Below are 17,198 nucleotides of genomic sequence, written 5' to 3' on the forward strand. Positions count from 1 at the left end.
TAACAATCGGTCGCCTAATGACGAGCCGACTCATGACTAATCCCCAATGACTACCTCAGAACCTTCATGTCCTGGATCAGCCACTGACCATCTTTGCGTACCAGGTCATAACGCACGCGCAGGCTTTCATCATAGGAAGAAGCTTGATTGAGCTTACCTGCTTTATAGAAATCTGCGGCTTCATTCACCTGTGCATCCACTTTGGCGCGATCGGGATTGCGATCGCTCATTTCAACAGATTTTACCTCGACCTTGTGCCTGTACTTCCAGTACGAGTTACTGTTCTTTGTGCTTTGAGAACGTTTTTGCCAACGAGATAAAGCGGGATCGGCAAGGATTTGCTGTAATTTTTCGACGGTATGCTCTTCACCCAAGGCATCGGCTTTACTAGCAAGCCAAATCTGAACCAATTGTCGAGCCGTCTCCTGGGTTAGAGGGCCAGATGGACTCAGTAGTTTACTGCCTGGTTCGGGAATGGGTACTGGAGGAGCAGCTAGCTGTACCATTGGTTGCTCTCCTTCTAAGAGCGGGCCTGAGAAACTTCTCTGGAGCCAACTGAAAGCAGCGGTCGCTAGCATTAGCAAGACTCCTAAACTGAGAATCCCGGCAAGTCCCAGTAAAAGAAGCCGTCCGGTTTTTGCCGACCGCAAGGAAGCTGCGGAACGTTGAAGACGACCACCTGAACGACGACCTGATACATCTCCCCCTGTGGGGGATGCCTTGGACACAGAATCTGGTCTCCGCAACCGACTTGCGATTGTTGCTCGTGGTTGTTCATTTTGTTCCGGTAAATTCCCTCGGCGGCGCTGACGCTTCGAGGCAGCATCCCCAGCCAAGCCCGGATCGTTTCCTTCTGGTTCTGGAGACCGAGAAACTCGTTCTGCCGCCGGTAAATTCGATCCTCCCCCTGTTTGCGGGCGATCGATTGTAGCGGTCATTGTCGCCGTTCGATGAGCCGCACCAGATTGCTGTTCCACCAATTGTTGAAGGCGATCGCGCGAGGAACTTTCTTCAGCATTGGGACGCAAGGGCGCGTTGCTTGATGCCGCATCGCTCATCCTGCCCCCATTTTCTCCACTGCCGTTCCGCCCACTGGAGCGAGATACCACACTCTCCGGCCTGCGAAATCCTGGGGAGTCACTTGTCCCTCGCGAGACGGGAGTCGCAGCATAAGATACTTGCTGAGTCGGCAATACCGCCCACTCATTGGTTGTATCTTCCTCTACTGGCAATTCTTCTAAGTAAGCCTGAACCTGGTCATCGGCAAAGTAATCTTTTAAAGAAGCTCGCACCGATGCCAAATCTCGGAAGTGGGGAAACACTTCTGCTTGCAACCAACGCTCCCCGTACAAACACAACCCAGGTAACAAGTCTGGGGCACCCTGAGAATGTTCTCGAATGAAGGCGAGGGGTTCGTACTCTTGGCTGAGTTCCAAGGCGCGACTGGCTTCTTCCGTCTGACCGAGAAGGAGAGCGCACACCGCCTGTTCCAAATGCACATCCTGACGCTTGCCTAAGCGCATCAGCATCTGCTTAGCTTGTCTAATTAGACCCGGCTGTCGTTGGGCAAACCCCCGACCTAGTAAAGCATAAACCGCTAAATAGGTAGCCACTGCCGAGGGACGACGCGCTTCTGCTTCAAAGAGATTCTGCTGTTCGGCGGAGGTCAAGTAGCTCCGCAGCTGCTGAATGAAGCGGAGAAAGTCATCAATGTTCAATCCCGATTGATCGTCTCCAGTGCCATCAATGCCGCCGCGTTCTTGCAACATTTCTTGCAAATGCTGCAATCCTTTACGGCGTTCGGTTACTTTGTCTTCACTACTTGCGAGTAATTCCAAAATTCGGTACGGGCGAAGCTTGTAAAGATCCGCCTGAATTTCACCCCGCAGGCTGGCAAATATCCCTTCTCGCAATAGTAATTCTTGACCCGTCTCTAGGGAGGTGGCGGCGTTTTCATATTGACCTTGCTGCCATTGCTCTCGGCCTAGTTCCAGACACGCCAATGCCAGCGTCAACACAATATCTGGTTGCACTAGCTGAGGGTTGCCCAAACGACCCTTTTCGATACTGGTGCTAGCACGGCTGAGGAAGGGACGTCCCAGCTTCAGCACCAGTTCGTATTCTCCTAGCTCCTGTAAGATCAGCAATGCCCCAACGAATTGCTCATCTTGAATTTCGATGCTGGGCGTATAAGGGTCAAGGTCGGCGTCTGCTGTACCGTTTCCTTCCTGACGAGTTGCTGTTCCTGATTCTGAATCCAGGTCGTATGTTTTTGTCAGAAATGTAGCGTCGTAAGCGGAACGCTGTTCTGGATCGCACAGAATCGCGTAAGCTTCGTCTAGCAGTTGTTTTCGGGCGGCGATCGTGATTTCCGAATACTCTCGTCGAGGAAGTTGCAGAGCGCGATCGCGATACGCTTGCTGCAACTGCTCAGCCGTAGCCTGAATCGGCAGGCCCAGAATCCGGTAGTAATCGAGCGGAATTCTCACAGTCTACTTCCTCAGCCCCAGGCAACTAAATTAATCTGTATCTGTACGAGCGAACATAAACGATAGAATAGGTGCGATAATTATACCCCCTAGCTTCTATAGTAGAAGCTTATCTTGGTAGATAAAAACCGCCGTTCAACCAATCACGTCAAGTTTATCCCTTAAATCAATGGTTCAGGAACGCATTTTACCCGTCTTTCACGCCGATCAAACCCAAATCACCAAAGAAGAAGGATTGATCCTTTACGAGGACATGGTCTTGGGGCGGTTTTTTGAAGATAAGTGCGCCGAGATGTACTACCGGGGCAAAATGTTTGGTTTTGTCCACCTATATAACGGTCAAGAGGCTGTGTCAACTGGCGTCATCAAGGCAATGCGCCAAGATGAGGATTATGTTTCCAGCACCTACCGCGACCACGTTCATGCTCTGAGTGCTGGGGTGCCTGCAAAAGAGGTAATGGCTGAGTTGTTTGGTAAGGCAACCGGCTGTAGTAAAGGGCGCGGCGGCTCGATGCATATGTTTTCCTCGGAGCATAAACTGCTGGGAGGTTATGCTTTTGTGGCTGAAGGGATTCCTGTTGCTACGGGTGCGGCTTTTGCCAGTAAGTACCGCCGCGAAGCCTTGGGAGATGCCGGTTCCGATCAAGTAACCGCCTGCTTTTTTGGCGACGGTGCAGCGAATAACGGTCAATTTTTTGAATGCTTGAACATGGCGGCGCTGTGGAAACTGCCAATTTTGTATGTTGTGGAAAACAACAAGTGGGCAATTGGTATGGCGCACGAACGGGCAACTTCTGTACCAGAAATTTTCAAGAAAGCCCATGCCTTTGGTATGGCAGGTGTTGAGGTTGATGGGATGGACGTGTTAGCAGTTCGTGCAGTCGCCCAGGAAGCGATCGCGCGTGCCCGTGCGGGTGAAGGGCCAACCTTGATTGAAGCCCTAACCTATCGCTTCCGAGGTCACTCTCTCGCTGACCCTGACGAACTTCGTTCTAAAAATGAGAAGGAATATTGGTTCGCCCGCGATCCAATCAAAAAGTTGGCTGCTCATCTTGTAGAACACAATCTGGTAGACCAAGAAGAACTTAAGGAAATTGACCGGAAAATCCAAGCCGTCATCGACGATGCGGTGAAGTTTGCCGAGGAAAGCCCAGAACCCGATCCTAGCGAACTGTACCGTTATATTTTTGCCGGTGATGATTAACAGTTAGCGTTAATAACGGTAGTCAAATATAGGGTAGGCAATGCCTACTCTATTTTTTTAGATGCGCTTTAAAACTCCTTAAAATTGACACAATTTTATATCCGTTAAAGTTACAAGCACATTTACCGCATAAGTAGCGGGGAAATATCGATACAATAACCCTGTGCCGTTCGTGCAAGGGTTCCATGTCTACAATCTCATCCGCTCCGTTTACCCCCGAAGAAATTGCCGCAGAAGGTATAAAACCAGAAGAATACGAAGACATTGTCCAACGGCTAGGGCGTCATCCGAATAAAGCTGAGCTAGGGATGTTTGGCGTCATGTGGTCGGAGCATTGCTGCTACAAGAACTCACGACCATTACTCAAGCAGTTTCCGACTGACGGCGATCGCATTCTCGTCGGGCCAGGAGAAAATGCTGGTGTTGTAGACTTGGGCGACGGACTGCAACTCGCATTTAAAATCGAATCTCACAATCACCCCTCAGCAGTTGAACCGTTTCAAGGGGCTGCAACGGGAGTCGGCGGGATTCTCCGGGATATCTTTACAATGGGTGCGCGTCCCATCGCCTTGTTAAACTCCCTCCGCTTTGGTTCTCTCGAAGATGCCAAGACGCGGCGACTGTTCAATGGTGTGGTGTCGGGAATCTCCCATTATGGCAATTGTGTGGGAGTCCCTACTGTGGGCGGTGAAGTTTATTTTGATCCAGCTTATTCTGGCAATCCCCTAGTGAATGTAATGGCACTAGGATTGATGGAAACTCCGGAAATTGTCACCTCTGGAGCCGTAGGGATTGGAAATCCAGTGCTGTATGTGGGTTCTACGACTGGGCGAGATGGCATGGGCGGGGCGAGTTTTGCGAGTGCAGAACTCAGTGATGAGTCGATGGATGACCGTCCAGCGGTACAAGTGGGCGACCCTTTCCTAGAAAAATCTCTCATTGAAGCTTGCTTAGAAGCATTTAAAACGGGTGCTGTTGCTGCCGCGCAGGATATGGGTGCAGCAGGCATTACCTGTTCCACGTCAGAAATGGCAGCTAAAGGTGGCGTTGGGATTGAACTGGATCTAGACAAAATTCCCGTGCGGGAAACGGGAATGGTGCCTTATGAATATTTACTCTCTGAATCTCAGGAACGGATGCTGTTTGTTGCTTACAAAGGGCGCGAACAGGAGTTAATTGATATTTTCCACCGCTGGGGTCTACAAGCTGTCGTTGCAGGCACCGTCATTGAGCAGCCGATTGTGCGGATTTTGTTCCAAGGCGGCGTGGCGGCAGAAATTCCAGCAACGGCTTTGGCGGATAATACGCCCATTTATCACCGAGAATTGTTGACTGAAGCGCCAGAGTATGCGCGTGTAGCTTGGGAATGGACAAGCGATCGCCTTCCGACTTGTACCAGCGCAGGCATTGAAATTCAAGGTCGTTCTCTCACCTGGAATGAGATTCTCTTGAGTCTGTTAGATACTCCCACAATTGCCTCTAAGCGTTGGGTTTATCGTCAGTACGACCATCAGGTGCAAAACAATACTGTGATTGTTCCAGGCGGGGCAGATGCAGCAGTGGTGCGGGTGCGTCCGCTGGAACCCTCGCCAAATTACTCGATTAACCAGGGGGACAATAAAGGGGTTGCTGCCACTGTCGATTGCAATGCTCGTTACGTCTATCTTGACCCTTATGAAGGAGCCAAGGCAGTCGTCGCAGAAGCGGCTCGTAATCTTAGTTGTGTGGGAGCCGAACCTTTAGCGGTAACGGATAACCTAAATTTTGGGAGTCCAGAAAAGCCGGTGGGTTATTGGCAACTGGCAAATGCTTGTCGGGGAATCGCGGAAGCTTGTCGGGAATTGGGAACGCCGGTGACTGGCGGCAACGTGTCTCTCTACAATGAAACCCTGGACGCTGACGGGAATCCCCAGCCAATTTATCCAACGCCCGTGGTGGGGATGGTGGGGTTAATTCCTGACATCACGCGAGTTTGCAGCCAAGCTTGGCAAGCCGAGGGAGATTTAATTTATTTATTGGGAAAACGTTTGGATTCCTCAGAGGGAGTCACGTTAGGTGCCTCCGAGTATTTGTCAGTCATTCATGACATTGTCGCCGGTAAACCGCCCACCGTAGATTTTGATTTGGAACGTCGGGTACAAGCTGCTTGTCGGGAGGGAATTCGTCAAGGTTGGATTCGCTCAGCTCACGATTGTGCTGAGGGAGGAGTTGCGATCGCTCTCTCGGAAGCTTGCATCGCTAGCAATTTGGGAGCCGAAATTCACTGGAAACTTCCTCCAGAACCCTCTGTACGCTGGGATTCTATCCTTTTTGGTGAAGGGGGAGCGCGAATTTTAGTTTCTGTCGTGCAAGAACATCAAGAAATTTGGGAATCCTATTTAAAGGAGCAACTGGAAAATTGCTGGGAACAAATGGGTCGCGTCGGAAAACCGGACAGCGAGTTACGGGTTTTTACCACTCAAAGCCAAACTTTGATTGACGTTAGCATTAAGAAAATGGGCGATGCTTATCACAATGCTATCCAACGCCGTTTAACCGTTTAGTCAACCTTCCCCAATTTACTTCCAGAAATCGCTGACCCAGACAGAGCTAAATTCCTGGTCTATGTCTTCGGCTAGCGACATTAACGCTTTGTTATGAGATTATTAAGAATTACTAAGCCTGGTTAGTTTTTCTCTGCCTCAACAAGTAGGAGCCAAGTTCTCAAATGATTCCCAACCATCCCTTTGCAAGTGATGAGTCTCCAGCTGAGTCTAACCACTTGAACGATCAGCGACCTGATAAGCCAGAGGAAGCCTGTGGCGTTTTTGGGGTTTATGCACCAGATGAAGATGTCGCCAAACTGACCTATTTTGGTTTGTATGCGTTACAGCACCGGGGTCAGGAATCTGCTGGTATTGCCGCTTTTGACGGTAAGCAGGTTCATTTACACAAAGAGATGGGCTTAGTTTCCCAAGTCTTCAACGAATCCATTTTGAACCAGCTACCGGGGAACTTGGCAGTTGGTCATACCCGTTACTCCACGACGGGTTCCAGCCGCGTTGTTAATGCTCAGCCAGCAGTTGTAGAGACTCGGTTAGGAACCCTTGCTCTAACACACAATGGGAATTTAGTCAATACTGGGAAACTGCGGGAAGAGTTGTTGCGACGCGACTGTAACTTAGTCACGACGACGGATTCTGAGATGATTGCCTTTGCGATCGCAGAAGAAATTAACGCAGGCAAAGACTGGTTAGAAGGAGCGATCCGAGCCTTTCGGCAATGCGAAGGAGCCTTTAGTCTGGCAATCGGAACGCCAGACGGCTTGATGGGTGCCCGCGACTCCAACGGTATTCGTCCCTTAGTGATTGGCATTTTAAACACAAACCCTCAGCGATATGTCCTCGCATCAGAAACTTGTGGCTTAGATATTATTGGGGCTGAGTACCTGCGGGATGTTGAACCGGGCGAGTTAGTTTGGATTACCGAAGAAGGTATGGCTTCCTTCTTCTGGGCAGAACAACCCAAGCGGAAACTATGCATCTTTGAAATGATTTACTTTGCTCGTCCGGATAGCGTCATGCATGACGAGAGTCTCTATAGCTACCGGCTGCGCTTAGGACGGCAACTCGCTCATGAATCTCCAGCGGATACCGATATCATTATTGGCGTGCCCGATTCCGGCATTCCCGCCGCGATTGGATTTTCCCAAGCATCCGGCATTCCTTACGCCGAGGGATTGATTAAAAATCGCTATGTTGGTCGCACTTTCATCCAGCCGACTCAGGCAATGCGAGAGTGTGGCATCAAGATGAAACTCAATCCTCTTAAAGATGTGCTGAGTGGGAAACGAGTCGTTATTGTTGACGACTCTATCGTGCGAGGAACGACTAGCCGCAAACTTGTCAAAGCCCTCCGAGATGCTGGTGCCACCGAGGTTCATATGCGAATTTCCTCTCCACCCGTAACTCATCCCTGCTTTTATGGTATTGACACGGATAGCCAAGATCAGTTGATTGCGGCAACAAAGTCAGTCGAAGAAATTGCCGAACAAATAGGTGTAGACTCGCTAGCTTATCTCAGCCGCGAGGGAATGTTAAAAACTACCGGCGAAGATCCCAACAATTTTTGTTCTGCTTGTTTTACGGGTGACTATCCCATTTCAATTCCAGAGCAAGTTAAGCGTTCTAAGCTGATGTTGGAAAAAGCAGCCACCTGTTAGCTTTTTGTCAGTGGTTAAATAAGTTTGAAAAACTTACACGGGAAAGAGGTCAAAACTTCATTCCCGTGTAAGTTTTTCACTTCATGTTTGCTTTGCGTATTTATGCCGGAGAGTGTCAAGAAGATGGGAGAACTGAATAAAACTCTGTCATTTTGAAGTTTGGGCGATTGTCAAACCAACATTGACAATGTTGGGTGGTTTCGCTCCTGCTCTACCCATCCTAAAAATTAATGAAGTCTCTCTAATTAATCCCCTGGCTTCACCGGCTGCATTGGCCCCAAGTAGTTTGTCAAATAGGGTGAAAAAACTTCATAAATCAGCGTCAGCGGACGCCCATGATGCCAAAATAGGTAGTGACGCCCCCAGAATGGTCCTGTTTGTCCAAAGGCAGATTCTAAAGCATCGGACTGACCGTAGTAAATTCCCTGGACATCCCGATATAACTCGGTACGCAGGCGAGCCAAACTTGCCCAAATTGGCAAGGAACGGTTTTGTAAATACTCATCTACATGGCTGGCTTCCCACCAGGAAGTCGCGTAAGCCAGCCGCTGACCGGAGGTAGTACGCAGCCATACCTGTCGTCGCAACCTAGGTCCTGGTACAGCCTGGATTTGATTGGGTGCTGCATCAGCATCCATGCCAACAGGCGACATATCAATGACATCTACTTCTGTTGGTTCACCCGTCAAAAGTTGCAGGTGGCGCGTCGGGGAGCCATCTCCCAGTAAAAGCATCTGCCATGCTGGTGCTAGCTGTGTGTGAGGCAGTCCTTGCTGCACCACTTCTTCGCCTCCCTGCCAAAGCGGGCTGAGAGCATACCAATTTCTTGGTAGGCTAATGCTGTTTGTAGGTATAACAGTTGAAGTCAAAGCTCTTTACAAAACTTCATTTTCTTATATAAAATCATAAACAATTTCTTGCCGGAAACCTATTCCAGCAAAAAAAATTGAGTGGTGAGTTTAGTTCTTTTGCAATTTCAGTTCTCAGTGCATACTATGCGTTGATGCGCTTGCAGCACTGAGAACTGAAAAAGTAATGCGGATGGCGAGACTCGAACTCGCAAGGCAAAGCCACACGCCCCTCAAACGTGCGCGTATACCAATTCCGCCACATCCGCTTGCATATATACCAATTGTATCATCTTTGAGGCAATTTCGTTCTCTTTGGAAGAAACAAGACTTTCAATCAGTATCAATAACTGTTCTAATGCGAGGTGATGCGATCTATATATTGTACTGATGCTGAAGGCAACATCCTGAAATAATAATGATTGTTCCTTGCGCTACCCCATTTCTCTAAAAACTAGAAGATGCGTTTTTCAAAGATTTTAATTGCTAACCGAGGGGAAATTGCTCTCCGCATTCTCCGTACCTGCGAAGAAATGGGGATTGCGACTGTTGCAGTTCACTCGACGATCGATCGACACGCCCTTCATGTGCAACTGGCTGACGAAGCCGTTTGCATTGGTGAACCCCCCAGTATCAAAAGTTATCTGAATATTCCCAATATTATTGCGGCAGCTTTGACGCGCAACGCGATCGCTATTCATCCGGGCTATGGTTTTTTAGCAGAAAATGCCCGATTTGCGGAAATCTGCGCGGATCACCAGATTTCTTTCATTGGTCCAACGCCGGAAGCGATTCGGGCAATGGGAGACAAATCCACCGCAAAAGAAACGATGCAACGGGCGGGGGTGCCTACAGTGCCGGGAAGTGACGGGATATTAATGTCCGATCGGGAAGCATTAGCGATCGCGGATGAAATCGGCTATCCTGTCATGATCAAAGCCACCGCCGGAGGTGGAGGGCGAGGAATGCGTTTGGTGCGGGAAGAAAGCGAACTCGTCAAGCTCTTCCAAGCTGCACAGGGAGAAGCAGAAGCTGCATTTGGCAATCCAGGCGTCTATCTGGAAAAATTTATTGAACGTCCCCGTCACATCGAATTTCAAATCTTAGCCGATAGCTACGGCAACGTAATTCACCTGGGTGAACGCGATTGCTCTATCCAACGGCGTCATCAAAAGTTACTAGAAGAAGCCCCTAGTCCAGTTCTCAGTTCAGAACTGCGCCAAAAAATGGGCACTGCCGCTGTCATGGCTGCTAAGTCTATCAACTACACGGGTGCCGGGACTGTTGAGTTTCTGCTTGCACCCTCTGGGGAATTTTATTTCATGGAAATGAATACTCGGATTCAAGTCGAACACCCGGTGACAGAAATGATCACTGGGTTAGACTTGATTGCCGAGCAAATCCGCATTGCTCAAGGGGAGAAATTGTCGCTGACTCAAGATCGAATCGTTCTCCGAGGCCATGCCATTGAATGTCGAATCAATGCGGAAGACCCCGACCACAACTTCCGTCCTCATCCGGGGCGGATCAGCGGCTATCTGCCTCCTGGTGGCTTTGGTGTTCGCATGGATTCTCATGTCTACACGGACTACGAAATCCCTGCTTACTATGACTCCCTGATTGGTAAGTTAATTGTTTGGGGTAGCGATCGCCCTACTGCAATTAAGCGTATGAAACGGGCATTGCGGGAGTGTGCCATCACGGGTTTGCCCACAACCATTGGCTTCCATCAAAAAATTATGGAGACACCGGAGTTTTTACAAGGCGAGGTTTATACCAATTTTGTTGAGAAGTTAATGCAGTCCCAGCAGTAAGTAAGGAGTGGGTAATCGGTAATTTTTTCCGTTACCCACTTTTACTAACCTCCGAAGCACCTTAATGAGTATGAGCAAACATCGTCAGCAGTCCTTGCTGACCCAAGAGAATCTCTCGCACTAGGCTAAAGATCCCTACCCAAACGATCGGGGTAATGTCCACACCACCGATAGGGGGCACAATTTTCCGCAATGGCACTAAAAAAGGTTCTGTAGGCCAAGCAATCAAGTTAAAGGGAAGCCGATTTAAGTCTATCTGGGGATACCAGGTAAGGACGATCCGAAAGATAAACAGCAAAGTCATCAAGCCCACAAGCGGGCCAAGAATCCAGCTAGCAAGCGAAACAGCGTCCATTGGTTCTTAATCAAGAATATTTCCGGGTGTCAAAACTTTAGCCGTGTCGCGTATTTGTCATGCAACTGACGCGGCAAGGCATTATAGTTAAAGTTTTGTAACCAAATCTCTCATTATTCTAACGCAGCGTGGCACTCAATCCTATTCAGCCAGACTGGTACAGGGGTATAAGAGACGTAAAAACAAAATGAAGCGAAAAATAGGCTTCTCAAGTTCATAACATATCGTTAAAATTGATCAAAAGAAATCGTTGTCAAAGCGAGCGAAAAAAATGACGCCTTCATTAGCGAATTTTCTCTATAGTCTGCTCTGGGGTGCTGTAATTGTTGTCATCCCAGCCACGGTGGCGCTGATTTTTATTAGTCAGAAGGATAAAATCCAACGTTCCTAGATTGTCGGAATAGCCGGAAACCTCAGTTTGTCGAGAGAGTAATTATTAAATTAGTTGCTCGCTCTAAAAAAACTGAGGTTTTATATGTTAAAGGGAGAAGAGCTGATGCGATGCAGCAAGCCAGTTTCTGCCCGCTCGTTCTCCTGCTGACCCAGGATACTTAGAATTAAAATTCCCAACCTGCGTACCAATTTCTGCGGTTAACTCGTTAACATAGATTTGTCTTGGGAAAACAGCAATGGTAAACTTCGGGCTTAACTCAGCCAGTCTTCTGGGTATTTTTCTGGCAGTGGCAGGGGCAGCACTGTACTTTCTGCGTACCGTGCGTCCAGAGCTAGCGCGAGATCACGATATCTTTTTTGCAGCGGTCGGTCTCTTGTGCGGCTTCATTCTTTTATTTCAAGGATGGCGACTCGATCCGATTTTGCAATTCGGTCAATTTCTGTTGACCGGCTCTGCTATCTTTTTTGCATTTGAAAGTATTCGGATGCGTGGAGTGGCGACGGAGGTTGCAAAGCGAAATACGCAAATTGTCGATGACGATCGTCCCGTAAGCCGCGTGTATCGAGCCGAGTTGGATCAACTCGAACCGATGGATGAGGAACCACCGAGACGCCGGATTCGGGGAACGCAAGAATCTCGCAATAGCCGAACGGTAGAGACTTACGACGATGAACCGCGTCGCCGTCCATCCAGTCGGAGTAACAGTAATCCTAGTAATAGTAATCCTGAAAGGCTGGGACAAGGAGACCGTCCTCGCAAGCGTCGTCCCCGTCCAACAGAAACTCGCCCAACCGAACAACCGGACGATTGGGAAGTCTCAGACACATGGGAGGAAAAACCGTCTCGCAGTAGCCGTCCCAGCTCGACTCGTCCACCCAGCCGAGATCCAGAGACTGCTGCCAAGCCAAGAAGAAGTCGTCCACCTAGGGGAGAATCATCGGAGCGATCGCCTAATCGAGAGAGCCGGGAAGATGTAGAAGCAACCCCAACCGACTATGTAGACTACAAACCCATAGACTACCCGGAAGACGAAGGCGGCAACTCCAGCAATTTTGACCAAGAATGAGTCTGGTAAGGGCGGTGTCTTCGTGTCTGCCCCGCGTTTCATGAGACGCATCTGGTTCATTGGGTCGGGTTACTTTTGCAAGCAACAATCCAACTTTGACATGAAAAGATTGACGTGCGGTCTGGGAATCCATACCTGGGTCAAATGGGGAATCTGGTTTAGCATGGCTGGGTTAGTCGTTGCCTGTACCCCAGTCAATCGCTCAACAGGACCAGTTGCCCTCAACAGTCGTTATACAGATGAGCAACCGGCTTTGGGCGGCAATGGTCGGTTGCTTGCCTTTGTTTCTAACCGCAATGGCAGCCGACAGATTTGGCTGTATGACTTGCAACAGCGGCAGTTTGTAGATGTACCGCGCTTGAACCGACAAGACGCGATCGCAGAAAATCCCAGTCTCAGTCAGAACGGTCGTTACATTGTCTACATTGCCAGCGACCAAGGACGCCCGGAAGTTGAACTTTACGATCGCAGCACCAAATCCTCACAAATTCTTACAATGGGCTATCGCGGTTGGGTGCGAAATCCTAGCATTAGTCCAGATGGTCGCTATATTGCCTTTGAAAGCAGCAGTCGCGGTCAGTGGGATGTAGAGGTCCTAGACCGGGGGCCTAATATTGAGTTAGATATCCCCGATGGCAGTCCATCTGCCTCTCCCTGAGCGTGAAACGTAACCTTTTTCTATCAGTATTTGTTACCTTAGCCAGTTTATTGAGTAGTTGTACTGGCTCAGGTCGTCTTATGAGTTTTCCCTTTGATTCAGCAGGGCGAAGTTTAAATAGCCCAGCTTCTGACATTAATCCTCAAATCGCCAGTCGGTACATTGTGCTAATTTCTGACCGGCGCAGCAGTCAGGATGTTTACCTTTTCGACACGGTGGATCGGCGTTTGATTGATTTGCCTGGATTAAACTCCCTGGATGCGATCGCATCTAACCCTGCTGTTTCCGCTGATGGTCGTTACATTGTCTTTGCTGCAAGTCGTCAGGGTCGGTCGGGAATCTACCTCTATGACCGGGAAACTCGCCAGTTAAGGAATCTCGCGGAAAACGTGCAAGCAGAAGTGCGAAATCCAACGATTAGCGCTGATGGCAGTACGATTGCCTTTGAATCTAGTGAAAATGGTCAGTGGGATATTGTAGTTAGCGATCGCTCTGGACAAACGCTGAATCTTCCAGCACCTCCTTGAGGGTAAAAGTGCTGAGTATTTGGGAAGGAATGCTTGGAAAAAGTAAATACCCGCTTATCTGAATACACAGCTTTGGCGAATCAGGGGATTTTTTTAGCCTATAAAGGCAGGCTTGATTCGTGTAGTCGCACTTCACAGCTACAGTCATCAGGTATTTAGGCGCAAGTGATATGAAATGGCTAATTAACTGGCGCTGGCTAACGATTTTATTCACAATGGGGATAACTGGTTGTCTTGATACCCAGCTCTTCAACCCGCCGCAAATACTGACTGGCGGTATCAACAGCCAGACCCCTGACGAATATCCCGCCTACAGCAGTGACGGTCGCTATCTCGCCTTTGCTTCTGACCGCAATAATAATCGAGACATTTTCCTTTACGACTTGCAGCAACGCCGTCTCGTCGATCTCCCCAATATCAATCGTCGGGACTCCAGACAGGATCAACCCGCTTTGAATGCTGATGGTCGATTTATTGCTTATGTTTCTAGCGAACGAGGCAAGACGGATATCTTTGTCTACGACCGTCAAACTCAACGCTCCGAATTGCTCACTAGCAGCATCCGAGGCTCGGTACGCCATCCCACTATTTCTGGTGATGGTCGCTACGTCGCGTTTGAAACTAGCCAGTTAGGCCAATGGCATATTGCAACTGTAGAAAGAGGAACTTCAGCAACAAATTCTGGCTCTTTACAACAGTAGAAGATCGATGAAATTGGCGAGTTCCTGCACGAGCGAGTCAGATGCTTCTTCTATGGAAAGAGCATTGCTTGAGAGCGATCGCTGCTAAATATGCTAGAACAGTCAAAAAAGCTTAAAAAATCAACATAATGAGTACCAAAGTTCTGCGTATTGCCACTTCGGGCATCATCGCAGCCGCCGCTGCCATTGGTGCTAATGCAATCGACGCAATTGCTCCCTTTAACTGGCAACAGTCAAATATCGCTGTTGCCCAAGATGCTGAAGAACAAACAAATATTCAGGTTTATAGACGCGCTAGTCCAGGAGTAGTCTCTATCCAGGCTGGTGACGGTAGCGGCAGTGGTAGCATCATTAGCCGAGACGGTCTGGTATTGACCAATGCTCACGTTGTGGCAAATGGTCGCCAAACTGTCACTGTTATTCTCTCAGATGGCAGAAGACTCCCAGCCGATATTGTTGCTTTTGCTAACAACAGTCTAGATTTAGCCGTCCTTAAAATTCGCGGACAGAACAATTTGCCTACTGTTGCGATCGCTCCTCCAAACTCCGTACAAGTCGGTCAGCGGGCGTTTGCGATTGGGAATCCTTTCGGTCGATTTCAGGGAACCTTCACTGTTGGCATTGTTAGTCGGATTGATCAACAGCGCGGTTTAATCCAAACCGATGCAGCCATCAACCCAGGCAATTCTGGTGGTCCTCTTCTCAATAGTCAGGGAGAATTAATTGGCGTCAATACTGCCATTTTTACCAACGGTCAGACTGCGGGAAACATTGGTATTGGATTTGCGATTTCTGTAGACCAGGTGCAACCGTTCTTAACAGCGGTGCGCCAAGGACGCGCCCCTACGACCGCTCAACGGCAACAACCCACTCCTGGTAGAAGGCAACCGCCTCAGCCCATTGCTTTGAATGGTACGGTGATTAACGCCACTCTCGGCAGTGGTGATAATGTTCTCCGAGCGGATAACAGCTATTTTGACCTTTACACCTTCCAGGGGAGAGCGGGTCAACAAGTCAGAATTGATATGGCTAGTCAGCAGATTGACTCCTACTTAATTCTGCTTGGCCCCAATGGCAATGAAGTTGCCCAAGACGATGATAGGGGCGGTAGGGGAAATGCCAGCCTTGTGGCGACACTGCCAGCAAGTGGCACTTATTTAATCATTGCTAATTCTTCTGAGGGAAGACAAGCGGGTGCTTACCGTCTTCGAGCAATGGCAACTGCTGGGAGCGATCGCTATCAAACTTCTCAAAATCGCTTGCTGATGCGGCAAGCGGGCGTTTTGGGTCGGGGTGCCAAGGTGCTTTCTGATGGCAGTTTGTTTCAGGAATATTCCTTTCAAGGTCGTGCCGGTCAGCCTCTGACAATCGCACTCGCCAGTCCTGATTTTGATACCTATCTGATTTTGGTCGATCAAAATGGTCGGAAGATTGCTGAGAATGATAACATCAGCCGCAGCAATCCCAATTCTCAGATGAGTGTGACTTTACCCCGAACAGGCGTTTATCGAGCGATCGCCACCGCCTCAAATCCGCGCGGTCGAGGTCGCTATCTCTTGACAATTCGTTAAGCACGAATCTGCACCGGCATCACTAAGTAAGTCATTTTTAGACCTCCTAGCGGTGTCAAAATCACCGGGCTATTCCCTGTATTCATTTGCATTTGAATCTCGGAGGATTGCAGCGCCTTCAGTCCATCTCTGAGATAAGTGATGTTGAAGGCAATCTCTAGATCCTTTCCCGATATCTGTGCAGGTAGAGATTCGCGTCCGCTACCAACATCCTGTGCTTCCACTGATAAGGCAATCTGCTGGTTAGTGCTGTCTATCGTGAATTTGACAATATTATTTTTTTGGTCAGCTAGCACGGCAATTCGTTCTAATGCATTGAGCAACTGACGCCGATCGATTGTCACCTGCCGCTCAAATTGTTGGGGAATCAACTGACGATAGGCGGGATATTGACCTTCTAGGGTGCGGCTAGTCAAACGTTGATCGACCAACTCAAATACGACCTGCCCTTGGTCAAGATGGAGAGCGATAGCTTCCGCTGACTGGCGCATTCCTAAAATTCGTTCCAGTTCTCGCAGTGCCCGTGCTGGAATTGTGACTTCTAACGGAGCTGTCTGACTAATCGTCTCAGAGGCTTCTTCATCCGTTTGACCTTGGTTAGTCGTTTCAACAACCGATAAACGATGACCATCTGTCGCGGCAAATTCAAGATATTCTGGTTTGACTGTTAAATGGATGCCCGTGAGAACCTGCTTCGTTTCATCGGGACTAGTGGCAAATAAGGAACCCCGCAAGCCATCAATTAATGCCGCAGCAGGCAATTGAGCAGCTTCGCCATTTTCTATTACTGGCAGTTCTGGAAATTCTTCTGCGGTCATACCCCGGACTTTATAACGCCCAGAGGCAGAAGTCAGCGTGGCAACAATTCCTTCACTTGTCCCTTCCTCCCCTTTATCCTCTAAAATAATTTCTCCGTCTGCTAGACGGGAAACAATATCGTTTAACAGCTTAGCGGGTAAAGTGAGAGAACCTTCCTCTTCCACTTGTGCTGGAAAGCTGGTCTGAATGCCAAGGCTGAGATCGAATGCCGTCAAACTGACGAGCTGAGTTTTTTTGTTAGCTTCCAGCTTGACATTTGCGAGGACAGGATGTGTCGGGCGCGATGGCACTGCTCGGCTGACGAGAGAAAGGTTGGTACTGAGATCGTTTTGGGTGCAAACCAGTTTCATAGATGTTCAACCTTGGAGTTGTTCAGCCAACCGACGCTCATAGCGCGGTACTTTTGGCACAGAAGGAGATCGTAGCACCCTTGTCCTCAGCAATCCAGATTAGCCTGCTTACCTGCTTCAGGCAAAACTGCTGGAGCTGTGGAAAATGTGGAAAATGTTGTCAAATGAATTTCCTGTGTATGTTTTAGCAGCTCTAATGAA

14 protein-coding genes and 1 tRNA gene are annotated in these 17,198 nt (G+C 48.9%); 10 read left to right on the forward strand and 5 right to left on the reverse strand.

The window, feature by feature from the left end; genetic code table 11:
- Positions 1-50: 50 nt before the first annotated feature.
- Positions 51-2,489: an IMS domain-containing protein gene (locus tag NC996_RS05260; protein ID WP_190688542.1), complete on the reverse strand. Its 2,439-nt coding sequence runs from the start codon at positions 2,487-2,489 to the stop codon at positions 51-53.
- Between the two features lie 169 nt (positions 2,490-2,658).
- On the opposite strand from NC996_RS05260, the gene pdhA reads away from it, so the two are divergent.
- From pdhA to purF, 3 genes are all read left to right on the forward strand, one after another.
- On the forward strand, positions 2,659-3,693 hold the full coding sequence (gene pdhA, locus NC996_RS05265) for a pyruvate dehydrogenase (acetyl-transferring) E1 component subunit alpha (RefSeq protein WP_190410195.1): 1,035 nt from the start codon (positions 2,659-2,661) through the stop codon (positions 3,691-3,693).
- A 185-nt stretch (positions 3,694-3,878) separates the two neighbouring features.
- Positions 3,879-6,236 (forward strand): phosphoribosylformylglycinamidine synthase subunit PurL, encoded by a 2,358-nt coding sequence (gene purL, locus NC996_RS05270; RefSeq protein ID WP_190688545.1) that lies wholly within the window; start codon positions 3,879-3,881, stop codon positions 6,234-6,236.
- 164 nt (positions 6,237-6,400) lie between these two features.
- The gene (purF, locus tag NC996_RS05275) at positions 6,401-7,894 is read left to right on the forward strand and encodes an amidophosphoribosyltransferase (RefSeq protein ID WP_190688548.1); all 1,494 of its coding nucleotides are present in this window, start codon (positions 6,401-6,403) and stop codon (positions 7,892-7,894) included.
- A gap of 245 nt (positions 7,895-8,139) precedes the next feature.
- On the opposite strand, the gene NC996_RS05280 is transcribed toward purF, so the two are convergent.
- Together NC996_RS05280 and NC996_RS05285 are read right to left on the reverse strand one after the other, a co-directional pair.
- On the reverse strand, positions 8,140-8,763 hold the full coding sequence (locus tag NC996_RS05280; protein WP_190536009.1) for a chorismate lyase: 624 nt from the start codon (positions 8,761-8,763) through the stop codon (positions 8,140-8,142).
- Positions 8,764-8,930: 167 nt separating this feature from the next.
- A tRNA-Leu gene (locus tag NC996_RS05285) sits at positions 8,931-9,011 on the reverse strand.
- 192 nt (positions 9,012-9,203) lie between these two features.
- On the opposite strand from NC996_RS05285, the gene accC reads away from it, so the two are divergent.
- Positions 9,204-10,556, forward strand: a complete 1,353-nt coding sequence (accC, locus tag NC996_RS05290; RefSeq protein WP_190672824.1) for an acetyl-CoA carboxylase biotin carboxylase subunit — start codon at positions 9,204-9,206, stop codon at positions 10,554-10,556.
- Between the two features lie 61 nt (positions 10,557-10,617).
- Here accC and NC996_RS05295 read toward each other — a convergent pair whose 3' ends face one another.
- Complete coding sequence (locus NC996_RS05295; RefSeq protein ID WP_190410190.1) at positions 10,618-10,911, reverse strand: YggT family protein; 294 nt, start codon at positions 10,909-10,911, stop codon at positions 10,618-10,620.
- 271 nt (positions 10,912-11,182) lie between these two features.
- On the opposite strand from NC996_RS05295, the gene NC996_RS05300 reads away from it, so the two are divergent.
- From NC996_RS05300 to NC996_RS05325, 6 genes are all read left to right on the forward strand, one after another.
- Entirely contained in the window at positions 11,183-11,302 is a 120-nt protein-coding gene (locus tag NC996_RS05300) for a photosystem II reaction center X protein (RefSeq protein WP_190410189.1), read from the forward strand.
- A 238-nt stretch (positions 11,303-11,540) separates the two neighbouring features.
- Positions 11,541-12,371: a Ycf66 family protein gene (locus NC996_RS05305; RefSeq protein ID WP_190672827.1), complete on the forward strand. Its 831-nt coding sequence runs from the start codon at positions 11,541-11,543 to the stop codon at positions 12,369-12,371.
- A 100-nt stretch (positions 12,372-12,471) separates the two neighbouring features.
- Positions 12,472-13,029, forward strand: a complete 558-nt coding sequence (locus tag NC996_RS05310; RefSeq protein ID WP_190688551.1) for a PD40 domain-containing protein — start codon at positions 12,472-12,474, stop codon at positions 13,027-13,029.
- 2 nt (positions 13,030-13,031) lie between these two features.
- Positions 13,032-13,556, forward strand: a complete 525-nt coding sequence (locus NC996_RS05315; RefSeq protein WP_190410187.1) for a PD40 domain-containing protein — start codon at positions 13,032-13,034, stop codon at positions 13,554-13,556.
- A 215-nt stretch (positions 13,557-13,771) separates the two neighbouring features.
- Positions 13,772-14,257, forward strand: a complete 486-nt coding sequence (locus tag NC996_RS05320; RefSeq protein ID WP_190410269.1) for a PD40 domain-containing protein — start codon at positions 13,772-13,774, stop codon at positions 14,255-14,257.
- A gap of 128 nt (positions 14,258-14,385) precedes the next feature.
- A complete protein-coding gene (locus NC996_RS05325; protein ID WP_190688553.1) occupies positions 14,386-15,828 on the forward strand; it encodes a trypsin-like peptidase domain-containing protein in 1,443 nt (480 codons plus the stop codon).
- Here the strand turns inward: NC996_RS05325 and dnaN are convergent.
- Positions 15,825-16,997, reverse strand: a complete 1,173-nt coding sequence (gene dnaN / locus NC996_RS05330) for a DNA polymerase III subunit beta (protein WP_190688555.1) — start codon at positions 16,995-16,997, stop codon at positions 15,825-15,827. The two genes, NC996_RS05325 and dnaN, sit on opposite strands and share 4 nt — an antisense overlap.
- Positions 16,998-17,198: the final 201 nt, after the last annotated feature.

The sequence above is a fragment of the Trichocoleus sp. ST-U2 genome (genome assembly GCF_039961875.1).
GTDB lineage: Bacteria > Cyanobacteriota > Cyanobacteriia > Cyanobacteriales > FACHB-T130 > FACHB-T130.